Annotated in this window: 22 protein-coding genes; 15 read left to right on the forward strand and 7 right to left on the reverse strand. The window is 60.8% G+C overall.

Translation table 11 applies throughout. The annotated features are described in order from the left end of the window. Positions 1-3: 3 nt before the first annotated feature. The gene (locus SOM48_RS15035; protein ID WP_320512244.1) at positions 4-1,113 is read right to left on the reverse strand and encodes an SDR family oxidoreductase; all 1,110 of its coding nucleotides are present in this window, start codon (positions 1,111-1,113) and stop codon (positions 4-6) included. Between the two features lie 395 nt (positions 1,114-1,508). Between SOM48_RS15035 and SOM48_RS15040 the strand changes: the two genes are divergently transcribed. After that, positions 1,509-2,198: an N-acetylmannosamine-6-phosphate 2-epimerase gene (locus SOM48_RS15040; protein WP_320512245.1), complete on the forward strand. Its 690-nt coding sequence runs from the start codon at positions 1,509-1,511 to the stop codon at positions 2,196-2,198. Here SOM48_RS15040 and SOM48_RS15045 read toward each other — a convergent pair. After that, a complete protein-coding gene (locus tag SOM48_RS15045) occupies positions 2,184-3,125 on the reverse strand; it encodes a TPM domain-containing protein (protein WP_312481356.1) in 942 nt (313 codons plus the stop codon). The genes SOM48_RS15040 and SOM48_RS15045 overlap by 15 nt on opposite strands. A 183-nt stretch (positions 3,126-3,308) precedes the next feature. Here SOM48_RS15045 and queE point away from each other — a divergent pair, with 183 nt between their 5' ends. Then, positions 3,309-3,980 carry a 7-carboxy-7-deazaguanine synthase QueE gene (gene queE, locus SOM48_RS15050; RefSeq protein WP_042717647.1) on the forward strand — a complete coding sequence of 224 codons (672 nt, stop codon included), beginning with the start codon at positions 3,309-3,311 and terminating at the stop codon, positions 3,978-3,980. Between the two features lie 45 nt (positions 3,981-4,025). Here the strand turns inward: queE and queD are convergent, their stop codons facing one another. Beyond that, positions 4,026-4,385, reverse strand: coding sequence for a 6-carboxytetrahydropterin synthase QueD (gene queD / locus SOM48_RS15055; protein ID WP_023479478.1), 360 nt, complete (start codon positions 4,383-4,385; stop codon positions 4,026-4,028). A 304-nt stretch (positions 4,386-4,689) separates the two neighbouring features. On the opposite strand from queD, the gene cysJ reads away from it, so the two are divergent. From cysJ to cysH, 3 genes are all read left to right on the forward strand, one after another. After that, positions 4,690-6,498, forward strand: a complete 1,809-nt coding sequence (cysJ, locus tag SOM48_RS15060; RefSeq protein WP_320512246.1) for an NADPH-dependent assimilatory sulfite reductase flavoprotein subunit — start codon at positions 4,690-4,692, stop codon at positions 6,496-6,498. Continuing rightward, positions 6,498-8,210, forward strand: coding sequence for an assimilatory sulfite reductase (NADPH) hemoprotein subunit (gene cysI / locus SOM48_RS15065; RefSeq protein WP_023479495.1), 1,713 nt, complete (start codon positions 6,498-6,500; stop codon positions 8,208-8,210). The genes cysJ and cysI overlap by 1 nt, the downstream gene beginning before the upstream one ends. 76 nt (positions 8,211-8,286) lie before the next feature. Next, the gene (gene cysH / locus SOM48_RS15070) at positions 8,287-9,021 is read left to right on the forward strand and encodes a phosphoadenosine phosphosulfate reductase (protein WP_076769428.1); all 735 of its coding nucleotides are present in this window, start codon (positions 8,287-8,289) and stop codon (positions 9,019-9,021) included. Positions 9,022-9,187: 166 nt separating this feature from the next. On the opposite strand, the gene hpxZ is transcribed toward cysH, so the two are convergent. From hpxZ to SOM48_RS15090, 4 genes are read right to left on the reverse strand one after another with little or no spacing between them, the layout of a single operon-like run. Next, the gene (hpxZ, locus tag SOM48_RS15075; RefSeq protein ID WP_094419427.1) at positions 9,188-9,571 is read right to left on the reverse strand and encodes an oxalurate catabolism protein HpxZ; all 384 of its coding nucleotides are present in this window, start codon (positions 9,569-9,571) and stop codon (positions 9,188-9,190) included. Further along, complete coding sequence (locus SOM48_RS15080; RefSeq protein WP_320512247.1) at positions 9,568-10,944, reverse strand: AtzE family amidohydrolase; 1,377 nt, start codon at positions 10,942-10,944, stop codon at positions 9,568-9,570. Before SOM48_RS15080 ends, hpxZ begins: the two co-directional genes overlap by 4 nt. Then, the gene (hpxX, locus tag SOM48_RS15085; RefSeq protein ID WP_128484104.1) at positions 10,941-11,129 is read right to left on the reverse strand and encodes an oxalurate catabolism protein HpxX; all 189 of its coding nucleotides are present in this window, start codon (positions 11,127-11,129) and stop codon (positions 10,941-10,943) included. The genes SOM48_RS15080 and hpxX overlap by 4 nt, the downstream gene beginning before the upstream one ends. Before the next feature lie 9 nt (positions 11,130-11,138). After that, the gene (locus SOM48_RS15090) at positions 11,139-12,722 is read right to left on the reverse strand and encodes a gamma-glutamyltransferase family protein (RefSeq protein ID WP_320512248.1); all 1,584 of its coding nucleotides are present in this window, start codon (positions 12,720-12,722) and stop codon (positions 11,139-11,141) included. Between the two features lie 115 nt (positions 12,723-12,837). Here SOM48_RS15090 and SOM48_RS15095 point away from each other — a divergent pair, with 115 nt between their 5' ends. The 10 genes from SOM48_RS15095 to SOM48_RS15140 all read left to right on the forward strand — a co-directional run bounded on the left by SOM48_RS15095 (position 12,838) and on the right by SOM48_RS15140 (position 24,588). After that, complete coding sequence (locus SOM48_RS15095; RefSeq protein WP_320512249.1) at positions 12,838-13,677, forward strand: MurR/RpiR family transcriptional regulator; 840 nt, start codon at positions 12,838-12,840, stop codon at positions 13,675-13,677. A gap of 169 nt (positions 13,678-13,846) precedes the next feature. Beyond that, the gene (locus tag SOM48_RS15100; RefSeq protein ID WP_320512250.1) at positions 13,847-15,088 is read left to right on the forward strand and encodes a pyridoxal-phosphate-dependent aminotransferase family protein; all 1,242 of its coding nucleotides are present in this window, start codon (positions 13,847-13,849) and stop codon (positions 15,086-15,088) included. Further along, positions 15,085-16,347, forward strand: coding sequence for an allantoate amidohydrolase (gene hpxK / locus SOM48_RS15105; protein WP_320512251.1), 1,263 nt, complete (start codon positions 15,085-15,087; stop codon positions 16,345-16,347). Before SOM48_RS15100 ends, hpxK begins: the two co-directional genes overlap by 4 nt. Positions 16,348-16,817: 470 nt before the next feature. Further along, the gene (locus tag SOM48_RS15110) at positions 16,818-17,534 is read left to right on the forward strand and encodes a FadR/GntR family transcriptional regulator (protein ID WP_023479491.1); all 717 of its coding nucleotides are present in this window, start codon (positions 16,818-16,820) and stop codon (positions 17,532-17,534) included. Beyond that, positions 17,531-18,544: an ABC transporter ATP-binding protein gene (locus SOM48_RS15115; RefSeq protein WP_023479460.1), complete on the forward strand. Its 1,014-nt coding sequence runs from the start codon at positions 17,531-17,533 to the stop codon at positions 18,542-18,544. The genes SOM48_RS15110 and SOM48_RS15115 overlap by 4 nt, the downstream gene beginning before the upstream one ends. Continuing rightward, on the forward strand, positions 18,541-19,608 hold the full coding sequence (locus tag SOM48_RS15120; RefSeq protein WP_023479459.1) for an ABC transporter ATP-binding protein: 1,068 nt from the start codon (positions 18,541-18,543) through the stop codon (positions 19,606-19,608). Before SOM48_RS15115 ends, SOM48_RS15120 begins: the two co-directional genes overlap by 4 nt. 11 nt (positions 19,609-19,619) lie before the next feature. Continuing rightward, entirely contained in the window at positions 19,620-21,134 is a 1,515-nt protein-coding gene (locus tag SOM48_RS15125; protein ID WP_206616702.1) for an ABC transporter substrate-binding protein, read from the forward strand. Positions 21,135-21,157: 23 nt separating this feature from the next. Continuing rightward, positions 21,158-22,102 carry an ABC transporter permease gene (locus SOM48_RS15130; RefSeq protein WP_023479449.1) on the forward strand — a complete coding sequence of 315 codons (945 nt, stop codon included), beginning with the start codon at positions 21,158-21,160 and terminating at the stop codon, positions 22,100-22,102. Next, positions 22,102-22,977, forward strand: coding sequence for an ABC transporter permease (locus tag SOM48_RS15135; RefSeq protein ID WP_023479468.1), 876 nt, complete (start codon positions 22,102-22,104; stop codon positions 22,975-22,977). The genes SOM48_RS15130 and SOM48_RS15135 overlap by 1 nt, the downstream gene beginning before the upstream one ends. Positions 22,978-22,986: 9 nt before the next feature. Next, a complete protein-coding gene (locus SOM48_RS15140; protein ID WP_320512252.1) occupies positions 22,987-24,588 on the forward strand; it encodes a gamma-glutamyltransferase family protein in 1,602 nt (533 codons plus the stop codon). Positions 24,589-24,908 lie beyond the last annotated feature (320 nt).

Below are 24,908 nucleotides of genomic sequence, written 5' to 3' on the forward strand. Positions count from 1 at the left end.
TTTTTACTTAAAATCGACTTCCATCTGCTGCGGAATAGTCAAACCGCGCGTCGTCTGCACACAGCGGGCGATATAGTCGGTAAAGCGCGGCGGCTTCGGCATGCCGAGGCTCAGCAGCTTATCATTACTGAAACGCACGTTGAGCGTGGCGAAGGCGCCATATAACCGCATCGCTTTCAGCATTAGCCGCTCATTGCACGGCCCGAAGATATCCTTCAGTTCGCGGCGCATCTTCACCAGCGTCTCATAGCTCACCTGCGCGTAGTTATCGGCAATCGGGGCTTTCTCCAGCGCTAGCGCCATCGCGCTGTCGATATCCGCAAAGCGCACGCTGTTCTCCTCCCCGGCAGAGATATGCACCACTTCCCCATGCGCCATCTCTTTTTCCAGCAGCATCAGCAGGGCATCAGCACAGTAATCGACCGGGATCACATCCACGCGATCCTCCAGCGAGCACATAAATTTTTGCAGCATCAGCCCCATACTGAAGACCCAGAAAATACTGGTCGACGGCTGGCAGCCGTGGCACGTGTGCCCAACCACAATGGAGGGACGGGCGATAACCAGCGGCAGTTGCGGGCAGTGCTGGCGCATCAGCTGTTCAATGGTCGATTTGGAGTGGGTATACGCCACAAGGTGCTCCGCGTTTTCACGAAACTCTGCGCTCTCCGCCACCAGCGAATCCGGCTCCGGAGTACAGGACATCGCCGTGCCAACATGCAGGAAGCGCTGCAAAGCCGTTACCTGCGCCATCCGGCGCGCGAAGGCGAGGGTACCTTCGACGTTCACTTTCCAGATCAGCGGATTGCTGCCAAATGAGGCCACTGCCGCGCAGTTGACTACATGGGTGACCTGTTCAAGGCGCGGATCGTCGAGAAAGCTCTCCGGCTCGCCCAAATCACCGCAAAGGATCTGCCCGGCGGTGAGGGCGGCAAGCTGCGCCTCGCTGAGATTAAATTTGCGCATATTCGTGACAATGCGTGCCAGCCCGGTTTCGCGATCGGCGGCGCGCACCAGCAGTAATAAATTGACCTTTTCATTACGCTGCAGGATTTTTTCTAATACTGCTCCGCCCAGAAAACCCGTTGCGCCCGTTATTAATAGTGTGGTCATGCGTGCTATCCCATTATGGTTGAATGGGCGGATTGTAGGAGCAGAAAAGTAAACGCCAGATAAATAAACACGCGGCGTGAAAAGGCGAAAATTAAGCTTAATTTAAGGAAAGTGTCGCGGGGGATTTTTATAGGACAGCGAAGCCGGGGAAAAAATTCAGGCAAGATGAATAAATTATCTATGTTGATGATTTTATTTATTATTAATTGCCTGTCATGCATGTGAAATAAAAGCGTAAATTATTTCCATATGTAAAATAAATAATCTCTGCTTACATCCTTTTTCCCCTTTTTTAAATCATATTAGACGATTCGCATGCACTAATCGCGGGCAGGCACTTTCGCTTTTAACGACAATAATAGAGATAACATTAAACAGTCAGAGGGAGGCCGACGATGTTAGAGCAAATAAAAGGCAAGCTGGTCGTTTCGTGCCAGGCGCTGGAAAATGAGCCACTGCACAGCCCGTTTATTATGGCGAGGATGGCGCTGGCGGCCGCCGAGGGTGGAGCGTCGGGAATTCGGGCTAACAGCGTGGCGGATATTGAGGCTATCAAACAGCAGGTCGCACTGCCGGTGATTGGTCTTATCAAGCGCGACTATCCCGATAGCGAGGTGTTTATTACGCCCACGCTGCGCGAAATCGAAGAGTTAGTGGTGGCCGCGCCAGAGATGATTGCGCTCGATGCCACCCAGCGCCCGCGCCCCGGTGGAGAAACTCTTGCACAACTGGTCGCCGGGATCCGTGCCCGCTGGCCCGCGCTGTTATTGATGGCGGATATCGCAAGCGTTGAAGAGGCAGTGATAGCAGAGCAGCTTGGTTTCGACTGCGTCGGCACCACGCTCTACGGTTATACGGCGCAGACAAAAGGCCATACGCTGCCGGAGAGCGATTTTGCCCTGCTCAAAGGAGTGCTCGCAGCCGTTGCCATTCCGGTCATTGCCGAAGGGAATGTTGATACCCCCGAGCGCGCGGCGCGCTGCCTGGCGCTCGGTGCCCATGCGGTGGTAGTGGGCGGTGCCATTACCCGTCCCCAGCAGATTACGCGCCGCTTTACCGACGCAATAAGATCACCAGCTGTCTGACGAGCCGCCGCCGTCGCTGGAGCCGCCGTCACCGGAGCTTGAGCTATCGCTGCTGCTGTGGCTGCCGCTATCACCGCCCGAATGGTGGTGAAGATGGCTGGTGCTGGTCGAGGTCCAGGTCGCACTGTCGTCGCGCATCGTACCGCCGCCTTCAGCCAGCAAGCGCTGCGGGTAGAGCCACAGGAAGAACAATCCCGAAAAGATGCTGATAAAAGGGATGGAGAAGCTGAGCCAGACAAAAGGCATCACCCAGGAGACAAACTCAGAGGTGATGGCGAGTGCTGGGGTCAGTAACAACGAACCAAAAAAGAGTACCCGCACCGTTCTCTTTTTGCGCTTGAGGATCAGTAAAAAGAGGCCGACGGCGAGAAAGGGCAACCCTTGCCAGTAAGAGAAGTTAACCAGCTTTCCGCGCACCCATGCCCATGAAGCGGAGGCGGGCGACGGCAGCGGTTGCCCGCTCAGCAGCGCATCAATCCCTTTCAGCCCGTGCTGTAAGCCGGAGAGCAGATCCCCCTCCCTGAAGTAGGGCAGCATCTGCTCTTTGATCACCTGGCTTGCCAGCGCATCGCTGATAGTGGTTTCAAGACCGCGCCCGACTTCAACGCGCACCCGGCGATCTTGCCATGCCACAAGGATCAGCACGCCGTCATTGCGCTGCGCATTGCCCAGCCGCCACTCATTAAAGGTTTGCGTGGCAAACGTTTCGAGGTTCTCTCCCTCAAGGGAGGGCAGCACCAGCACGGCGACCTGCGCGCCGGTTCGCCTGTTAATCTCCGCGACCTCGCTAATAAGCGACAACTTATCCTCGGTGGCAAACAGGGCGTGCGGATCGTTGACGAAGCCGCGCATCGACGGAACCGGGAGCGCGTGGGCCTGAAACGTCAGGCTCACGAACAGCAGCAATAAGGTGACTACGCGTGCCATAAAGCAACTTCCTTGCAGGGCTGGTGGAGATTCGCCACATCATAGCGGCACTCTTTCACCGCTGACAATTCGCCATAAATGGCGTACTACCCGCCGGAGATGTTGCGGCAAAGCGCAAATGGCACATGATCGGCGGCGGGTTATCTGCAATAATCCCTTTTTTCACTTCGATAAAGAGCCAGCATGCAGTACCCGATTAACGAGATGTTCCAGACCCTGCAAGGCGAGGGTTACTTCACCGGCGTTCCCGCCATTTTTGTTCGTTTACAGGGATGCCCGGTTGGTTGCGCCTGGTGCGACACCAAACACACCTGGGATAAGCTCGCGGATCGGGAGGTGTCGCTCTACAGCATTCTTGGCAAGACCAAAGAGAGCGACAAGTGGGGCGCGGCCAGCAGCGAAGATCTGCTCGCCATTATTGAGCGCCAGGGCTGGACGGCGCGCCACGTGGTGATCACCGGCGGCGAACCCTGCATTCACGACCTTATCCCGCTCACCGCGCTGCTTGAGAAGCACGGCTTTAGTTGCCAGATCGAAACCAGCGGTACCCATGAAGTGCGTACCTCCCACTCCACCTGGGTGACGGTTTCGCCGAAGGTGAATATGCGCGGCGGGTATGATGTGCTGCAGCAGGCGCTGGAGCGGGCCGATGAGATCAAGCACCCGGTCGGGCGCATGCGCGATATCGAAGCGCTGGATGAACTGCTGGCGCAACTGCACGATCAGAAGCAGCGGGTTATCGCCCTGCAGCCGATCAGCCAGAAAGAGGACGCCACGCGTCTGTGCATTGAAACCTGCATTGCGCGCAACTGGCGGCTGTCGATGCAGACGCACAAATATCTCAACATCGCCTGAAAAAACAAACCCGCCAGCGGCGGGTTTGTTGTTTTACGCAGAGGATCAGCCGCGGTAGACGCATCCGGCGGTACAGGTCTCTTTCACCATCACCGCGCTCAGCAGCGGCACAACCGGCTTCATCTGATCCCAAATCCATTTCGCCAGCACTTCGCTGGTCGGGTTTTCCAGCCCCGGGATCTCATTCAGATAGTAGTGATCCAGTCTGTCGTAGAGCGGTTTAAACGCCGCTTTCAGCTCGGCGAAATCCATAATCCAGCCGGTATAAGGGTCCACCTCGCCGGTGATCTCCAGGCGCACCATAAAGGAGTGGCCATGCAGGCGACCGCACTTATGTCCCTCAGGAACGTGGGGCAGGTGGTGCGCGGCTTCGAAGGTGAAATCTTTAAACAAGGTGGTCGACATAATGCACTCTCAGGCTACAAAAACCGCCGAATGGTAGCGGAAATGACCTTTTTTAGCATTAACTAAAACCGCTAAAAACGATTACCGCTGCACGCGCTTAACGAAGCAGTCGATTTATCGCTAAAATTCAGTCACTTATTCAACCTGTTTTACTGTTAAGGATGATAGCTAAAACAGGTTAGTCCTTTTGGTTATTTATTATTTCCAACCTTTCTTTAATTGTTATTATCCCCGCCGTTAACCTTACTTTCTCTTCTGTTTTTCAAAACATAAAAACAGCTTTGCTACTGGAACATAACGACGCATGACAACCCAGGCCCCATCTTCCGCGTTGCTCCCGTTAAACCCGGAGCAACTGGCGCGCCTCCAGGCGGCCACCACTGATTTGACTCCCACCCAGCTCGCCTGGGTTTCCGGCTATTTCTGGGGCGTGCTCAATCAGCAGCCCGGCGCGGCGGCCGTTGCCACTGCCGCACCCGTTGCCGAAACCCCATCGATTACCCTGATCTCCGCCTCGCAGACCGGTAATGCGCGCCGCGTCGCTGAAGCGCTGCGCGACGATCTGTTGGCGGCGAAACTGAGCGTCAACCTGGTCAACGCGGGCGACTACAAATTCAAACAGATTGCCAACGAGAAGCTGCTGGTAATTGTTGCCTCGACGCAGGGCGAGGGGGATGCGCCGGAAGAAGCGGTAGCACTGCATAAATTCCTGTTTTCGAAAAAAGCGCCGAAATTTACCGATACCGCCTTTGCGGTGTTTGGCCTTGGCGACAGCTCCTATGAGTTCTTCTGCCAGGCGGGGAAAGATTTCGACAGCAAGCTGGCAGAGCTGGGCGCCGAGCGTCTGCTCGATCGTGTCGATGCCGATGTTGAGTACCAGACCGCCGCCGCCGAGTGGCGCGCGCGCGTCGTCGAAGTGCTGAAAGCCCGCGCCCCGGCCGCTACGCCTGCGCAGACCGCAGCCAGCACCAGCGGCGCGGTGAATGAAGTCACCTCCAGCCCCTACACTAAAGAAGCGCCGCTTGCCGCGACGCTCTCCGTTAATCAAAAAATCACCGGCCGTAACTCGGAAAAAGATGTCCGCCATATCGAAATCGATCTTGGAGACTCTGGCCTGCGCTACCAGCCTGGCGACGCGCTCGGTGTCTGGTACCAGAACGATCCGGCGCTGGTGCAAGAGCTGGTGGAGCTGCTGTGGCTGAAGGGCGACGAGCCGGTAATGGTAGACGGCAAAACCCTGCCGCTGGCTGAAGCTTTACAGTGGCATTTTGAGCTGACCGTTAACACCGCCAATATCGTCGAGAACTACGCCACTCTGACACGCAGCGAATCGCTGCTGCCGCTGGTGGGTGATAAAGCGAAGTTGCAGCACTACGCCGCGACCACGCCTATTGTTGATATGGTGCGCTTCTCCCCGGCGCAACTGGATGCCGATGCGCTGATTGGCCTGCTGCGCCCGCTGACGCCGCGCCTCTACTCCATCGCCTCTGCGCAGGCGGAAGTGGAGAGCGAAGTGCACGTCACCGTCGGCGTGGTGCGTTACGAGATTGAAGGCCGTCCGCGTGCCGGTGGTGCGTCAAGCTTCCTCGCCGATCGCGTGGAAGAGGAGGGCGAAGTGCGCGTCTTTATCGAGCATAACGAGCACTTCCGCCTGCCGGCCAACCCGGAAACGCCGGTCATTATGATTGGTCCTGGCACCGGCATCGCGCCGTTCCGCGCCTTTATGCAGCAGCGCGCCGCCGATGAAGCACCGGGCAAAAACTGGCTCTTCTTTGGCAACCCGCACTTTACCGAGGATTTCCTCTACCAGGTGGAGTGGCAGCGCTATGTGAAAGAGGGCGTGCTGAGCCGTATCGATCTCGCCTGGTCGCGGGATCAAAAAGAGAAAATATACGTACAAGACAAACTGCGCGAACAGGGCGCAGAGCTGTGGCGCTGGATCAATGAGGGTGCCCACATTTATGTCTGCGGCGACGCCAATCGTATGGCGAAAGACGTTGAGCAGGCTTTACTGGACGTGATTGCCGAGTTCGGTGGCATGGATACCGAAGCGGCGGATGAATTTTTAAGTGAGCTGCGCGTTGAGCGCCGTTATCAGCGAGATGTCTACTAATGAGCGAAAAACATCCCGGCCCTCTGGTGGTCGAAGGCAAACTGGCCGATGCCGAGCGCATGAAGCTTGAGAGTAACTATCTGCGCGGCACCATCGCCGAAGATTTAAATAACGGTCTGACCGGTGGCTTCACCGGCGACAACTTCCTGCTGATCCGTTTTCACGGCATGTACCAGCAGGATGACCGCGACATTCGCGCCGAGCGCGCCGAGCAAAAACTCGAACCGCGCCACGCAATGCTGCTGCGCTGCCGTCTGCCGGGCGGTGTCATCACCACTAAACAGTGGCAGGCGATCGATAAGTTCGCCCATGACAACACCATTTACGGCAGCATCCGTCTGACCAACCGCCAGACCTTCCAGTTTCACGGCATTCTGAAGAAGAACGTGAAGCCGGTGCACCAGATGCTGCACTCCGTCGGGCTGGATGCGCTGGCGACCGCCAACGACATGAACCGTAACGTGCTCTGCACCTCGAACCCGTTCGAATCGCAGCTGCACGCCGAAGCGTACGAGTGGGCGAAGAAGATCTCCGAGCATCTGCTGCCGCGCACCCGCGCCTATGCAGAGATCTGGCTCGATCAGGAGAAAGTCGCCACCACCGATGAAGAGCCGATCCTCGGCCAGACCTATCTGCCGCGTAAGTTCAAAACCACGGTGGTGATCCCGCCGCAGAACGATATCGATCTGCACGCCAACGACATGAACTTTGTGGCGATTGCCGAGAACGGCAAGCTGGTCGGCTTTAACCTGCTGGTCGGCGGCGGGCTCTCTATTGAGCACGGCAACAAGAAAACCTACGCCCGCACGGCGAGCGAGTTTGGCTACCTGCCGCTGGAGCATACGCTGGCGGTGGCGGAAGCGGTGGTCACTACCCAGCGCGACTGGGGTAACCGTACCGATCGTAAAAACGCCAAAACCAAATACACCCTTGAGCGTGTCGGCGTTGAGACCTTTAAAGCGGAAGTGGAACGCCGTGCGGGGATCAAATTTGAGCCGATCCGCCCGTATGAGTTTACCGGGCGCGGCGATCGCATCGGCTGGGTTAAAGGGATCGACAATAACTGGCATCTGACGCTGTTTATTGAAAACGGTCGTATCCTGGATTATCCGGGACGCCCGCTGAAAACTGGCCTGCTGGAGATCGCGAAGATCCACCAGGGCGAGTTCCGCATCACTGCCAACCAGAATCTGATCATTGCCAGCGTGCCGGAGAGCCAGAAAGCGGCGATCGAGCAACTGGCGCGCAGTCACGGCCTGATGGATGCGGTAACGCCGCAGCGCGAAAACTCGATGGCCTGCGTCTCCTTCCCGACCTGCCCGCTGGCGATGGCGGAAGCTGAGCGTTTCCTGCCATCCTTTGTCGACAAAGTGGAAGAGCTGATGGTGAAACATGGCGTCGGCGACGAGCATATCGTGCTGCGCGTCACCGGCTGCCCGAACGGCTGCGGTCGCGCGATGCTGGCGGAGATTGGCCTGGTGGGTAAAGCACCGGGTCGTTACAACCTGCATTTGGGCGGCAACCGCAGCGGCACGCGCATTCCGCGCATGTACCGCGAAAACATTACCGAACCGGAGATCTTAGGCGAGATCGACACCCTCGTCGGGCGCTGGGCGCAGGAGCGCGAAGCGGGTGAAGGCTTCGGCGATTTCACCGTGCGCAGCGGCATTATCCGCCCGGTATTAGATCCGGCGCGCGATTTTTGGGAATAAGCGTTGCAGGCCGGATAAGGCGAAGCCGCCATCCGGCACTGAACACGCCACCCGGCAACAACACTGTGAGGAACCTATGTCCATACTCGATCTGAACGCGCTCAACGCGCTGGCGAAAGAGGAACGCGACCAGCAGCTGGCCGACACCAACGCCCAGCTTGAAACCTTCACCGCCGAAGCGCGCGTGGCGTGGGCGCTGGAAAACCTGCCGGGTGAGTATGTGCTCTCATCCAGCTTCGGCATTCAGGCGGCGGTCAGCCTGCACCTGGTCAACCAGGTCTGCCCGAATATCCCGGTGATCCTGACCGATACCGGTTATCTCTTCCCGGAGACCTACCAGTTTATTGATGAGCTGACAGAGAAACTCAACTTAAACCTTAAGGTCTATCGCGCAGAGCAGAGCCCGGCCTGGCAGGAAGCGCGCTACGGCAAGCTGTGGGAGCAGGGCGTGGAAGGGATTGAGAAGTACAACCAGATCAACAAAGTCGAGCCGATGAACCGGGCGCTGGCTGATCTTAACGCACAAACCTGGTTTGCCGGGCTGCGCCGTGAGCAGTCGGGTAGCCGCGCAGCGCTGTCGGTGCTGGGCATTCAGCGCGGTGTGTTCAAAGTGCTGCCGATCATCGACTGGGATAACCGTACGGTGTACCAGTATCTGCAAAAGCAGGGGCTTAAGTACCATCCGCTGTGGGATCAGGGCTATCTGTCAGTCGGCGATACCCACACCACCCGCAAATGGGAGCCGGGCATGGCAGAAGAGGAGACGCGCTTCTTCGGCCTGAAACGCGAATGCGGGCTGCACGAAGGGTAACTCTTCAGCCGTTGCCGGATGGCCACCGCGATTTTGCCGGTGTTGTAGGCCGGATAAGGCAAAGCCGCCATCCGGCAAACAGACCGCACAGGCTTACGGCATCACATTGCCGGATGGCGCTAACGCTTATCCGGCCTACGATGATGGCTGCGGTTTTGTAATACTCTTACTGCATCACACTCACATGGGCGGCGACAATCCGCCATCCGAACGGGAACTTCACCCACGTCTGCATCTGGCGGCCGATGCGCTCGCTGTTTTCGCGGGTAAACTCGGTGCTCGCCACCGCCATCTCATCGCCGAAGGTGGTGATGGTGGTATTACGTAACACCCGCTCTAATCCGGCTGACGGTCGCGCCTGGCGAAAATCGCGGATTGCCGCCATGCCGTAAAGGTTCTCCGTCGCCCCGTAGCGCACCGTGCGGCCATCATCCCAGAACAGCTCATCCAGCACCGCCACATCATTACTGATTAACGCCTGCTCATAGCGATAAAACGCCGCTGTCACCTCGTTGAGGATCAGCGGGCGGTCAATATTGTCCCGATTCATGTCCCCTCCTGCGGATAAAGAAGCCCGGCCTGCTCCAGCCGCCATGCTGCCTGTAAACAGCGCGCCTCCTGCCACGGCGCGCCAATAATCTGCACGCCAATCGGCAGCCCGCGCTCGCTCTTCAGCGCTACGGTCACCACCGGCAGGCCGAGAAACGAAATCGGCTGCGTCAGCATTCCCATGCTCGCTTTGACCGGCAGGTCGCAGCCGTTAATGCGCATTGTCGCGTCCCCGATCTGCGTAGCGCTGCACGGCGTAGCGGGAGCGAGCAGCAGATCGACATCCTTAAACAGCGCCAGCGTCTCATCACGAAACCAGGCCCGGAAGCGCTGCGCCTGCGTATACCACGCCGACGGCGTCATCGCCCCTGCCAGCAGGCGCTCGCGCGAGTTCGGCTCAAACTTATCCGCCGCCGTGCGCAGGGCAGGCAGGTACGCATTTCCCCCTTCGGCAGCGGTCAGCACAAACGCCGCCGAACGCGCCAGCTCCGCCTGCGGCAGCGTCATCGCACGATCCGCAGCTAGTGCTTGTGCCACCTGGCTTAAGGCGCCCCTGGCATCGTTATCGCACCAGGTGGTGAAGAACCCCTCCAGCACCGCGCAGCGCAGCGGATCGTCACGGGTAAGCTGCGTAAGCGCTCGCTCGAGCGGGCGATCCGCCTGCGCGCGATCGTCCGGATCGTGGCCCTGCATGGCGTCATAAACCCGCGCCAGATCGTCGACGCTGCGCGCCAGCGGGCCGATATGATCGAGGCTCGGCACAAAGGGGTGGCTGCCGCTGCGCGACAAACGTCCGAAGGTCGGTTTCAGGCCATTCACACCGCAGAGAGAAGCAGGCACGCGGATCGAGCCGTTGGTGTCGGTGCCGAGAGCGAAACTGACCATCCCCGCCGCGACCGCTGCCGCCGAGCCACCGGAGGAGCCGCCCGCCACGCGGGTGCGATCGCGCGGGTTGCGCGTCGCGCCGTAGTGGCTGTTCTCAGTGGTAAAGCCATAGGCATAAGCGTCCATATTGAGCGCGCCGGCCAGCAGTGCCCCGGCGCGATGGAGCTGGCGCAGGGCAAAGGCATCCTGCACGGCGGGCGGATCGTTGCTAAACAACTCCGCACCAGCCAGCGTCGTCACGCCTGCAATATCAAACAGGTTTTTCACCGCAAACGGCACCCCCGCCAGCGGCGGCAGCGTTTCACCCCCGGCGATCTGGCGGTCAATCTGCGCCGCCTCGGCAAGCAGGCGCGGAGCGGTGACTTCAGTAAAAGCATTAATGCCCGGGTTAAGTTGGTCGATGCGCGATAACGTCTGCTGCGCCAGTTCGTGCGCGCTGAACCACTTCTCGCGCAGCCCGCGCTGAATATCCTCAATCGACAGATTCATAAGCGGTACTCTCCCGCCCCTTCCTGACGAGGGGGCAGGGGAAACTGCATTAACGGCTGCGCCATCGCCGCGATGCGCGCCAGCTGCACCTCAAGCTCCGCACGGCGCGCGTCATCAAGCGGCACGTCAAGTATCTGCTCCATCAGCCGGATCCACGCCGGCCAGTCTGTTGTGTCGTTATTCATCATCGCTCCTTAGAAACCCGCCGCGCTGCCGTTGCTGCGCGGATCAAACGCCCCCTCCAGCATGCCGTTGGCATGGCGCACAATCGCACCGGCATGGCCGGTCGCTTCGCTTAAGCCGGGCAGCCACTCCACTTCATGCCCCATAGCGCGCAGTGCCTGCGCCGTCTCTTCGCTAAAACGGTTCTCCAGCTTCAGGCTGTCGGAGGTCTGCCCCCAAGTGCGCCCGAGCAGCCAGCGCGGGGCGCAGACCGCCTCCTGCAATCCCATTCCCTGCAACACATGGCGGGTAAAGATCGCCGCCTGAGTCTGCGGCTGCCCGTCGCCGCCCATCGTGCCGTAGACCATGGTGCGGCCATCATTAAGCCGCGCCGCCGCCGGGTTTAAGGTGTGGAACGGCTGTTTACCCGGCATCAGCGCCAGCAGGTGTTCCGGGTCGAGGCTGAAGGCCGCGCCGCGGTTTTGCAGCAGCACGCCGCTCTCCGGCAGCACTACGCCGCTGCCAAACTCGTGATAGATACTCTGGATAAACGACACCGCCAGCCCGTTTTTATCCACCACGCCCATCCACACCGTATCCCCCGGCCCTTTGCCTGGGCCCCAGGGGGCGGCGCTCTGCTCATCGATGCTGGCGGCGAGCTGTTCCAGCGGTGCCTGCTCCAGCAGGCTCTGCACCGGCAGCGTGACGTGGCGCGGATCGGTGATATAGCGGTCGCGCAGGCCAAAGGCTTTTTTGGTCGCTTCGACAATTCGGTGGATGGTCTGCACTTCACTGGCCTGTTCCATCGCCAGGTGATCGGTAATGCCGAGGATCGCCAGCGACACCAGCCCCTGAGTGGGCGGCGTCATGTTGAACACCTCGCCCTGGCTGTGCGCGAGCCGCAGCGGCACGCGGCGCTGGGCGCGATGAGCGGCGAGATCCTGCGCGGTCACTGGCAGGCCTAAGGCCGCCATTTCAGCGGCGATAATCGTTGCCAGCGGGCCGCGATAAAAACTGCTCAGCCCCTCAGTGGCAAGCCGGGTTAAGGTGCGCGCCAGTTTCGGCTGGCAAAAGCGGCTCCCCGCCAAAGGCGCACTGCCCTCTGGTAAGAAGGTGTCGGCAAAACCGGGCACATCGACCAGCTCAGCGTACTTCGCCTGGGTGGCGCTGGCCTGCGACTGGGTGACGGGAATGCCGTCGGCGGCGTAGCGAATGGCATCTGCCAGCAGGCGCGAAAGCGGAAGCTGCCCGCCGCCGAGTGAGGTGGAGAACGCCAGCGCCTCCTCCCAGCCGCTCAATGTGCCGGGCACGGTTAACGCCGCCAGCGGGCCGCGATGGGGAATATGCGCATGCCCGTCATAAAAGGCGGTGGTCGCGTGCTGGCCCGCCGCGCCGCTGGCATCGATCGCCAACGGTTCGCCGTTCGGCGGCACAATCAGCCAGAAGCCGTCGCCGCCAATGCCGTTCATATGCGGGTAGACCACCGCAATGGTGGCCGCCGCCGCGACCATCGCTTCAATGGCGTCACCGCCGTGGCGCAGCACCGAGAGCGCCGACTCGCTGGCAAGATGGTGGGGCGTTACCGCCATACCAGAGGGGGCCATATTACTCTGCATCGTCACGCTTCCTTTTTTGCGGGTATAGCAGAGTGCTAAGCAAGAGCTGTTCCAGATTGACGCGATACGTTTCACTGTGTCAGCTTTAGCTGAAACAAAAGTTGCAGGAGGCGTTATGCAGCAGCTCGATATGCGCTTACGCGCGTGTTACGACCACCTCTCGCCGCAGGAGCAGCGGGTGGCCGCCTTTATTCTCGATCACTTCGACGACCTGGTGAGCTACAACAGCGCGGAGCTTGCACGCTTAAGCGGCGTGTCGAAAGCGACCGTCAGCCGCCTGTTTCGCCGGCTCGGTTACGACAACTTCAAAGCGATGCGCGATGAGCTGCGCACCCTGCGCCAGAGCGGGATGCCGCTGGCGGAAAGCCGCGAGGCGGTGCAGGGCAACACGCTGCTGGCGCGGCACTATAAGCAGGAGATGGCGAACCTGACCCAGTGGATCAACAGCCTCGATGCGGAGCAGTTTGCCGCCATTATCGCGGCCCTGAGTGCTGCCCGGCGGGTGGTGATTATTGGCTTTCGCAACAGCGCGCCGGTGGCGCTGCATCTGCGCCAGCAGTTATTGCAAAGCCGCGGGCAGGTGGCGGTGATGCCGCAGCCGGGGCAGACGCTGGCGGAGGAGATTGTCGATCTCACTGAGGAGGATATGGTGGTAATGGTGGCGTTTCGCCGCCGTCCGCGCGGCGTGCGTCCGCTGCTGGAGACGCTGCAAAGCCGCGGCGTGCCGGTGCTGGTGCTGAGTGAAGCGCAGGCCAGCGGGCTGAAAGCCATTAGCCGCTGGCATATCGGCCTGCCGCTGGAGAGCGTCTCGGCGTTCGACAGCTACAGCAGCGCCATGAGCCTGGTGAATCTCCTCGCTAACGCGCTGCTGCACACCACGCTTAGCGAAGGGCGCCAGCGCATTCACACTATCGCTGCGCTCTATCAGGATCTCGACGAACTCGAACCGCGCTGATGCACTTTTTTGGTGCTTTCGCACCACGCTGATGACACCTCGCGGGGCACGCTGTGCCCCCGTTTTTGTGGTTTACCCCGCAGTCCCGTCCCCTCCGTCTATGGCACATTAGTTGCAGAAATAGCAAATAAGAACCTTTTGTTTCATTGACCGGATGAAGGACGTGCCAATGTTTGATCTCTCCCACAGTTCACAAATCAACCCGCCTCAACGCCTGCTGATGGGGCCAGGGCCGATCAATGCCGATCCGCGCGTGCTGCGCGCGATGGCGAGCCAGCTTATCGGCCAGTACGATCCGGTGATGACCGGCTACATGAATGAGGTGATGGCGCTCTATCGCGGTGTCTTTCGCACCGAAAACCGCTGGACGATGCTGGTGGATGGCACCTCGCGCGCCGGTATTGAGGCGATCCTCGTCTCCGCCATTCGCCCCGGTGACCGCGTGCTGGTGCCGGTGTTCGGCCGCTTTGGTCACCTGCTCTGTGAAATCGCCCGCCGCTGCCGCGCCGAGGTGCATACCATTGAGGTGCCGTGGGGCGAAGTCTTTACCCCGGATCAGATTGAAGAGGCGATCAAGCGCGTTAAGCCGCGCCTGCTGCTGACGGTGCAGGGCGACACCTCGACAACGATGCTGCAACCCCTCGATCAACTGGGCGAGATCTGCCGCCGCCACGATGTGCTGTTCTACACCGATGCCACGGCGTCACTCGGCGGCAACGCGCTGGAGAGCGATGCCTGGGGGCTGGATGCCGTTTCGGCTGGGTTGCAGAAGTGTCTTGGCGGGCCGTCCGGCAGCGCGCCGGTCACCTTAAGCCCGCGCATGGAGGCGGCGATCCGCGCTCGCCGTTGCGTTGAGCAGGGGATCCGCACCGAGGCCCACGAAGATGGCAGCGAGGAGATGATCTACTCCAACTATTTCGATCTCGGCATGGTAATGGATTACTGGGGGCCGGAGCGCCTGAACCACCACACCGAAGCCACCAGCATGCTCTTCGCCGCCCGCGAATGCGCGCGCATTATGCTGGAGGAGGGGATGGATAACCTGATTGCCCGCCACGAACTGCACGGCCGCGCGCTGCTCGTCGGTATCCAGGGAATGGGGCTTGGCGTGTTTGGCGACATCCGCCACAAGATGAATAACGTGCTCGGGGTGGTGATCCCGCCTGAGGTACACGGTGAAGAGGTGCGCCAGCGCCTGCTGAACGATTTCCATATTGAGATTGGCACCTCCTTCGGCCCGCTACAGGGCAAGATCTGGCGCATTGGCACCATGGGCTATAACGCGCGCAAAGATTGCGTCCTGCAAACCCTCACCGCGCTGGAAGCGGTGCTCAACCGCCTCGGTTTTCGTACCGTGCAGGGCGCGGCGATGCAGGCAGCCTGGGATGTGTATGAAGGAGCGCGCGCATGATGAATCAGGAGGAGGCTGCCTGCGCCGCCGCTCGGGTAATGGCGCGCTGCGACGCGCTGGCGCAATTAAGCGAAAGCACAGAGGGGCTGACCCGCGTTTATCTCTCGTCGGAGCATTTGCAGGCCAACGCGCTGGTCGCGCAGTGGATGCAGCAGGCGGGCATGAACACCTGGCAGGATGCGGTCGGCAATATCTGCGGCCGCTATGAGGCCGCGCAGCCGGGCGCGCAGGCGCTGCTGCTCGGCTCCCATCTCGACACGGTGCGCAACGCCGGGCGTTACGACGGCATGCTCGGCGTGCTGGCGGCGATTGAAGTGGTCGATGCGCTGAACCGTGCCGGGCTGCGCGGGGCGCAGGCAATTGAGATTATCGGCTTTGCCGATGAGGAGGGGACGCGCTTTAACATCGCCCTGCTCGGCAGCCGCGGGCTGACCGGCAGCTGGCCCGCTTCGTGGCTCGCCTGCGAAGATGCGCAGGGGGTGAGCGTGGCGCAGGCGTTAGCCCTTGCCGGGCTGAGCGCCGATGCGATTTTTGCCGCCCAGCGTCCTGTGGCGGATTTCTCGGCCTACCTCGAGTTGCATATTGAGCAGGGGCCGGTGCTGGAGCAGGAGGATCTCGCCCTTGGCGTGGTGAGCGCGATCAACGGCGCGCACCGTCTGCACGCCCGCTTTATCGGCGAAGCGGGCCATGCCGGGACGGTGCCGATGCGCCATCGCCGCGATGCGCTGGCCGCCGCCGCCGAATGGCTGCTGTTTATTGAGCAGACCACCCAGGCCTTCGCACCGGATATTGTCGCCACCGTCGGTACCTTGCAGTGCGAGCCTGGCGCGGTGAATGTCATCCCTGGCGCGGTAAGCCTGACGCTCGATATTCGCAGCCCGCAGGATGAGGCGCGCGACGCGCTGCTGCAACGCTTGCTGGATCAGGCCGGGGTGATCGCGGCGCGGCGCGGCGTGGGTTTTAGCCATGAGATTTTTTATACCATTGCCGCCACGCCCTGCGATGAAGCTCTGCGTGCGCGGTTAAGCGACGCGGTGCGGGAAGTGCAGGGGCGCACGCTGTTGCTGCCGAGCGGTGCCGGGCATGACGCGATTGCCATTGCCGAACGCTGGCCGTCGGCGATGCTCTTTGTGCGCTGTGCGGGCGGTATTAGCCATCATCCGGCGGAGAGCGTGGCGGAAGATGATGTCGCGCAGGCGCTGCGCGCCTTTAGCCTCGCAGTCGGTCAGCTTATTGCGCGTCCTTCCGCCATTGCCTGATGGCGGCTGCGCCTTATCAGGCCTGGCACACCCGGCTCACCCAGGCACCGCACCCGTAGGCCCGATAAGCGTAGCGCCATCGGGCAGTACAAACCCCCACCTCTCTCAGGTACCGCACCCGTAGGCCCGATAAGCGCAGCGCCATCGGGCAGTACAAATCCCCCATCCCTTTCACGCATCGCACCATCGGATGGTGCATTTGTGAACGTTTTGCTCTTTTTTGGTGCGTATGTTGCACAAAAACTGTGCATCCGCCGCTTTTCGTCCTCTGAAGCGCTGCTTTTCCCGCCACTGCTGGCAAAAAATAAACATCTTTAAATCAATGTATTAACAAATATTTCAAAAATATAACTGAACCAATGATCTATTGGTTCGCAAATTGCTTAATAAACCCTGAGTGGCAGCAGGCATAAAAACCATAACTTGCTGTTATGAAATAAAAAGATAACGCAAAACGCGGATGAACCAATATGGAAAAACCCTCACGCTATCTGGCGAACTCCAGCACAGCGCTTGAACAGCTTCGTGGCCTTATCCACCAGTATGAGTCAACACCAGGGACTCCTCTGCCGACAGAGCGCGAGCTGGCTGAAATGTTTGGCGTCGGGCGGCGCGAGATCCGCCGCGCCCTCGACGTGCTGGAGGAGGAGGGGCGCATCTGGCGCAAGCAGGGCAAAGGGACCTTTACCGGCCCCACCGCGCCTGCCTCGCCCGTTGCGCTACAAGGGCTGGTTCAGCAGACCAATATGCTGGAAGTGATGGAGTCGCGCTTACAGATTGAGCCAGGCCTGGCGCGGCTGGCGGCACTGCGGGCAAGCCCGGAGCAGCTGGCGCTGATGCAGCGCATGCTTGAGCGCATCGATAACGTCAGCGCCGAAGATCCGGACCTCAATGAACTGTGGGACAGCGCCTTTCACCGGGCGATTGCTGAAGCGGCGGGCAACCGTCTGCTGCTTGGCCTGTTCGACACCCTCGACGCCGTGCGCCGCGAACCCGCCTGGCACCACCTGCGCGAGCTGGCGCGTACGCCGGCGAAGGTCGACCGCTACAACGATCATCATCACCGCATTATGCAGGCGATCCGCGATCGCAAGCCGGCCGCGGCCGCCATGGCGATGCGCGAACACCTGCTCGATCTGCAATACGCCCTGATCCAGGCCATCCACATTGAGGACGATATGCCATGACGACGATCCCGTTTCACGATCCCGCGCCGGTGCTGCGGATAACCAACCTGAAGGTGCAGTTTGCCGGATCGCCGGTCAGCGTATTAGATGGCATCTCTCTGAGCGTAAAACGCGGTGAGACGCTGGCGCTGGTGGGCGAATCGGGCTGCGGGAAAAGTATTACTTCGCTGGCGTTGATGGGGCTGCTGCCCACCAGCGCGCAGATTGTCAGCGGCGAGATGCACTTTCGCGACCAGGATCTGCGCCAGCTTGCTCCGCGTGACTATGCCGACCTGCGCGGCAACGCGCTGGCGATGATTTTTCAGGAGCCGATGACCTCCCTCAACCCGGCGTTCACGTTAGGCGATCAGCTCAGTGAAGCGGTGATGCGCCACCAGAACGTCTCGCGCAGTGAGGCGATGGCGGCGGCGCTACAAATTCTCGAAAAAGTCCAGATCCCGGCCCCGGAGATGCGCCTCAAAGCCTATCCGCACCAGCTCTCCGGCGGTATGCGCCAGCGCGTGATGATCGCCATGGCGCTGATTAATAACCCCCGGCTGCTGATTGCCGACGAACCGACCACCGCGCTGGATGTCACCATTCAGGCGCAGATCCTCGCCCTGCTCAACACCCTGAAGGCCGAGACCGGCACGGCAGTGTTGATGATCACCCACGATCTCGGCGTGGTAGCAGAAGTGGCGCAGCAGGTGGCGGTGATGTACGCCGGTCAGGTGGTGGAGCAGGGGAGCGTCGAGGCGATTTTTGCCGATCCGCAGCACCCCTACACTATCGGCCTGATGGGCTCGATCCCATCCCTCGGCGCACGCAAAGGCCCGCTCTCCACCATTCCAGGCGCGGTGCCGCTGCCGGAAGCGATGCCGAAAGGGTGCCGCTTCGCCACCCGTTGTCCCTTTGCGCAGACGCGCTGCCATCAGGAAAAACCGACCTTACAGCCGCAGGGGCATGGTCACCTGGTGGCCTGTTTCCGCGCGCCCCTTGAACAGCATATCGCGCTGGGAGAAACCGCATGAGCACACCGATTCTTGAAGCCCACGATCTCAGCAAACGCTTTGCCGGGCCGTCGCGCCTCTTTGCGCCAAAACGGTATGTCACCGCCGTCGATCGCGTCTCGCTGACGGTTTACCCCGGCGAAACGCTGGCGATTGTTGGCGAATCCGGCTCCGGTAAATCGACCCTCGGCCGCCTGTTGCTGCGCCTGCTCGCCGCTTCCGAAGGGGAGGTGTATTACCAGGGCGAGGCTATCACCCATGCCAGCGGCGCGCGCGTTAACCAGCTGCGCCGCGAGCTGCAAATTATCTTTCAGGACCCCTTTGCCTCCCTCAACCCGCGCATGACCGTTGAGCAGATCGTCGGCGAGCCGCTGTGGCTGCACCAGAAGATGGGCAAAAGCGATCGCCAGCTACGCGTAGCGGAACTGCTCTCCACCGTCGGGCTGCCCGCCGCCTGGGCGCGCCGTTACCCCCACGAGTTCTCCGGCGGCCAGCGCCAGCGTATCGGCATTGCCCGCGCGCTGGCCTCGGGACCGAAATTGCTGCTCGGCGATGAGCCGGTGTCGGCGCTCGATGTCTCGGTGCAGGCGCAGGTGGTTAACCTGCTGGAGAACCTCAAGCAGCAGTTTGGCCTGACGATGATTATCGTCGCCCACGGTCTGGCGGTGATCCGCCATATGAGCGACCGGGTGGCGGTGATGTATCTCGGGCAGATTGTTGAGATGGCGACGGTCGAAGAGATTTTCGATGCACCGCTGCACCCCTACACCCAGGCGCTGATCGCCTCTGCGCCGCAGACGCAGCCGGGCCTTGAGCGGCAAACGCCGCTGTTGCAGGGCGACCTGCCTAACCCGGCCAACCCGCCGCAGGGCTGCCGTTTTCACACCCGCTGCCCCTATGTCAGCGATGAGTGCCGCCAGCTTGAGCCGATTAACCAGTTGCTCGACGGCGGCCGTCAGGTGGCCTGCCATCGCTGGCAGGAGATTAACCGCGATCGCAGCGTTATCCAGATTGCTCCACCTTCCGCCGCCTTCCTGCGCCGCCGCGCGCTGTTTGAACAGGCAGCCTCTCACTCGTCCCGTTAAAGGAAACAATAATGATTGTGCGAAATTCTCTGTTGACCGTTCTGGGAAGCGTTATGTTGCTGGGCGCGGCGCTGCCGACCCACGCTGAAAGTGTGCTGAAAGTGGGCCTCGGCGCCGATCCCGATATGCTCGATCCGCATCTGGCACGCACCTACTACGGGCGTTTTGTCTTTGCCTCGCTCTGCGACCGGCTGGTGGATGTCGACGCCAACCTGAAGGTGGTGCCGGGCCTCGCGACGGCGTGGACATGGAGCGAAGATGGCAAAACCCTGACCATGACACTGCGCGAAGGGGTCACCTTTCACGATGGCGAGAAGTTTGACGCCGCGGCGGCAAAATATAGCCTCGACCGCGCCCTGACGCTGCCAGGCTCACTGCGTAAAAGCGAGCTCTCGTCGGTGGAGTCTGTTGAAGTGACCGGGCCGATGCAGATCGCCCTGCACCTGAAAACGCCGGACTCCGCGCTGCTGATGCAGCTCACCGACCGCGCTGGCGCGATGCTGGCACCAGAGGCGGCGAAGAAAGCCAATTTCGCCGCGCACCCGGTCTGCTCCGGCCCCTATAAATTCGACAGCCGCGTTGCGCAGGATCGCATTGTGCTGACCCGCTTCGATAACTACTGGAACAAAGGCGCGTACCACTTCGACAAAGTGGTCTATCTGCCAATCCCGGATGCCTCCGTGCGGCTGGCGAACCTGCGTGCGGGCGATCTCGATCTGACGGAAGGCGTTGCTGCCAGCGACGTGAAAACCGTGCAGGGCGACAGCAAGCTGCAACTGGCGAAGGTAACCGGCCTCGGCTATCAGGGCATTACGTTTAATATCAATAACGGCAAAGTGCCGGCCAACGATCCGTTTAAAGATGCGCGCGTGCGCGAAGCCTTCTCGCTGGCTATCGACCGCGAGGCGCTCAACCAGGTGGTATTCGAGGGGCTTTATACCCCGGCAAACCAGGCCTTCTCGCCGGTCAGCCCGTATCACGTCAAGCTGCCGGTTGCGCCGCGTGATGTGGAGAAAGCAAAAGCGCTGTTGCAGGCCGCCGGGGTGAAAACGCCGCTGACCGTCTCGCTGCTGGTGCCGAATAACCCCACTTCGCAGCAGGTGGGCCAGGTGCTGCAAGCGATGACCGCCGAAGCGGGCTTCAACATCAACCTGCAGATGACCGAATTTGCCACCCTGCTCGACAGACAGCAGAGCGGTGATTATCAGCTCAGCTTCTCCGGCTGGTCCGGCCGCCCGGACCCCGATGGCAGCATCTTTGGCTTTGTACACAGCAAAGGCGCACTCAACGATGGCCGCTACAGCAACGCTCAGGTCGACACATGGCTGACCGAAGCGCGGACGCAGAACGATCCCGCCACCCGCCAGGCGCTGTACGAAAAAGTGGTGAAACAGCTGCAAACGGATATGCCGATTGCCTACCTCTACTTTGAGCCGCGCCTGTTCGGGCTGAACAAAAAAGTGCAGGGCTTTACCCCTTACCCGGACGGCATTGTGCGTCTGGCGGGTCTGAGCTTCGCCAAATAACCCGTCAGCCGTAAGGAGAGACCATGCTGGAACTGATTTGCAAACGCCTGATGCTCGCGGTGCCAACCCTGCTGTTGGTGAGCATGATGGTGTTCGGGTTGCAGAAGCTGCTGCCCGGCGATCCGATCACCGCCATGCTCGGCGAGGAGCGCGATCCGGCGGTAATCGCTCATCTGCGCGCGGAGCTGAACCTGGATGCACCGATTCCGGTGCAGTATTTCCACTGGTTGACCCGCGCGTTGCAGGGGGATCTGGGCGTCTCCTTACGTACGCAGGAGCCGGTGACCCATCTGATTGCGGCCAAGCTGCCGGTGACGCTGGAGATGTCGCTGCTGGCGATGATCATCGCGCTGCTGGTCGGCATCAGCATGGGCATCCTTGCGGCGGTGAATAAGAACAGCTGGATCGATCACGGCACCAACTTCGTCGCCATCTCGGGGATTTCGGTGCCGCACTTCTGGCTGGGGATTTTGCTGATCCTTATCTTCTCGGTCAATTTGCAGTGGCTGCCCGCTTCCGGCTTTGTGCCCTTTGCGGAAGATCCGCTGCAAAACCTGCGCACGCTGCTGCTGCCGTCGCTGGTGCTCGGCACCGGTCTTGCGGCGACGCTGATGCGCCACACCCGCGCGTCGATGATTGCGGTGCTGAAAGCCGATTACATCCGCACCGCGCGTGCCAAAGGGTTACTGCCGAAAGCGGTGATCATGAAGCACGCTTTTCGTAACGCGCTGGTGCCGGTGATCACCCTGACAACGCTGCTGTTCGGCGAGTTACTCGGCGGGGCGGTGCTCACCGAGCAGGTGTTTACCATTCCCGGCTTCGGCAAGATGATTGTCGATTCCGTCTTCAACCGCGACTACGCGGTGGTGCAGGGCGTAGTGCTGGTGGTGGCGATCGGTTTTCTTGCCCTCAACCTGCTGGCCGACGTGCTGTATGTGTTGATCAACCCGAAAATGCGGAGCGAATAATGGCGGAACTCACCTCTGTCGGTGCGGCGGCTACGCTGCCGCGCAATGAAAACCGGGTGCTGAAGAAATTTCTCGCCAATAAAAGCGCGGTGCTTGGCGCGGTGATTGTCGGCATCTTTGTACTCATCGCGCTGCTGGCACCGTGGATCGCACCGTTTGATCCGGTCAAAGCCGATTTTCTGGCGGTGCGTAAAGCCCCCTCGGTGCTCCACTGGTTCGGCACCGATGAGCTGGGGCGCGACATCCTCTCGCGCATGGTGTGGGGCGCGCGCACCTCGCTGCTGGCGGGCTGCGTCTCGGTGGTGATCGCCGTGGTGATTGGCGTGCCGCTCGGCCTGCTGGCCGGGTATTTTCAGGGGATGTGGGATGGGGTGATTTCGCGCTTTATCGAAGCGCTGCTCGCCTGTCCGTTTCTGATTATGGCGATTGCCCTCGGCGCGTTTCTCGGCCCAAGCCTGACCAACGCGATGATCGCCATAGGCCTCTCGGCGATGCCGATCTTTGCCCGCCTGACGCGCGGGCAGGTGATCGCCATTCGTAATGAAGAGTATATCGACGGCGCGCGCGCCATCGGCCTGCCGGACCGCTGGATCATCGTGCGCTATGTGCTGCCCAACGTGATGTCGCCGATTCTGGTACAGGCCACGCTTGCCATCGCCTCGGCGATCATTACGGAGGCGAGCCTCTCGTTTCTCGGTCTCGGGCAGCAGCCGCCATACCCCTCCTGGGGCGCCATGCTTAACACGGCAAAAGGGTTCCTCGAGCAGGCGCCGTGGATGTCGATTTTTCCCGGTGTGGCGATCTTCCTCACCGTGCAGGGATTCAATTTACTCGGCGACGGGCTGCGCGACGCGCTCGATCCGCGCCACGACTAAGGAGTTTGCATGACTAAAGCGATTGATTTTAGCGTCGGTTACGCTTCACGCCGCGCGCCAATGATTGGCCAAAACGCGGTGGCAACGTCGCAGCCGCTGGCGGCACAGGCCGGAATGCGTATGTTGCAGCAGGGCGGTAACGCGGTAGATGCGGCGATTGCCGCAGCAATGGCGCTGACGGTGGTCGAGCCGACCGGCTGCGGCATCGGCAGCGATGCCTTTGCCATCGTCTGGGATGGCAAAGAGTTGCACGGGTTGAACGCCTCTGGCCGCTCGCCCGCCAGCTGGCATGCGGATCTCTTTGCCGGTCTTGACGCGGTGCCGGAGATTGGCTGGGATGCGGTGACGGTGCCCGGCGCGGTCTCCGGCTGGGTGGCGCTGGCGGAGCGCTTCGGCACGCTGCCGCTCACCACGCTCGCGCAACCGGCAATTGAGTATGCCCGTAACGGTTTTCCCGTCTCGCCGCTGATTGGCCATCTCTGGCAGCGCGGCTATGACAAGCTGAAAGATCAGCCGGGCTTTAGCGAGTGTTTTGCCCCTGAAGGCCGGGCGCCGAAAATCGGCGAGATCTTCCGTAACCCGGCGCAGGCGCGCACGCTGGAGCTGATTGCCGAGACCAATGGTGAAACCTTCTATCGCGGCGAGCTGGCGCAGAAGATCGCCGCGTTTGCAAAGCAGCACGGCGCGCACCTGAGCGAAGCGGATCTGGCGAATCATGAAGCCAATTGGGTCTCGCTGCTGTCGCGCGACTTTGCCGGTGGATCGGTGCAGGAGCTGCCGCCGAACGGGCAGGGGATTGCGACGCTGATTGCCCTCGGCATTCTCGAACAGTGCGATATTGGCCGTTACGATCCCGATTCGGTGCAGTCGCTGCATCTGTCGATTGAGGCGATGAAGCTGGCGCTGGCGGATCTCGATCGCTATATCGCCGATGAAGATCACCTCGAGTTTGCCGCTGACCTGCTGCTCAGCGACAGCTACCTGAAAACCCGCGCAGCGCTGATCGACCCTGATAAAGCCTCCGATTTTGTCTACGGTTCGCCGACGCAGAGCGGCACGGTCTATCTCTCAACGGCTGATGCCAGCGGCATGATGGTGTCGTTTATTCAGTCCAACTTTATGGGCTTTGGTTCGGGCGTGGTGGTGCCGGAGACCGGAATTAGCCTGCAAAACCGCGGCTGTGGCTTTGTGCTCGATCCGAAACACCCGAATGCGCTGGCGGGCAGTAAGCGCCCGTTCCACACCATTATTCCCGGCTTTGCGATGGGGGCAGACGGCAAGCCGCTGATGTCTTTTGGCGTGATGGGCGGGCCGATGCAGGCGCAGGGGCATATGCAGATGGCGCTGCGCATTATGCAGCACGGGCAGAATCCGCAGGCGGCGATTGACGCTCCGCGCTGGCGCGTGGTGCGCGGGCGGGAGGTGATTGTTGAGTCGACCTTCTCGCACAATGTGATCGCTGCGCTGCGCGATCGCGGGCATCAGATTACCGTCGAGGATCCGCAGGCGGGGTACAATTTCGGCGGCGCGCAGGTGATTTACCGGATGCCGGAGGGGCAGTATGTTGCCGCCACCGAGAGCCGCAAAGATGGGCAGGCATTGGTGAGTTAATGGGGCTCCGCTCCCGGGCATTAATACCGCGGCACCGATTGCCGGATGGCGGCATACAAACCAGCGCCGTTCCCGTAGGCCGGATAAGCGTGTAACGCGCCATCCGGCAATGGGCCTGGCATATGGCATTGGTGGAAGGGTTCCGTTCACCATGCGTGGCGGAGTTTCATTGACCTCTTATGCGGTGAACGGGACAAGGGGGGGACCGCTCCCCCCTTGTCAATCCCCGCGGCCCCGCGAGGAAATCGGTGCTGCGCACTGCGCTCACCTCCCGCGTGCCTGACGGCGGCCGGCTCGACTCGACTTACTCGTTCCATTCT

The sequence above is a fragment of the Kosakonia sp. CFBP8986 genome (assembly GCF_034044935.1).
Taxonomy (GTDB): domain Bacteria; phylum Pseudomonadota; class Gammaproteobacteria; order Enterobacterales; family Enterobacteriaceae; genus Kosakonia; species Kosakonia cowanii.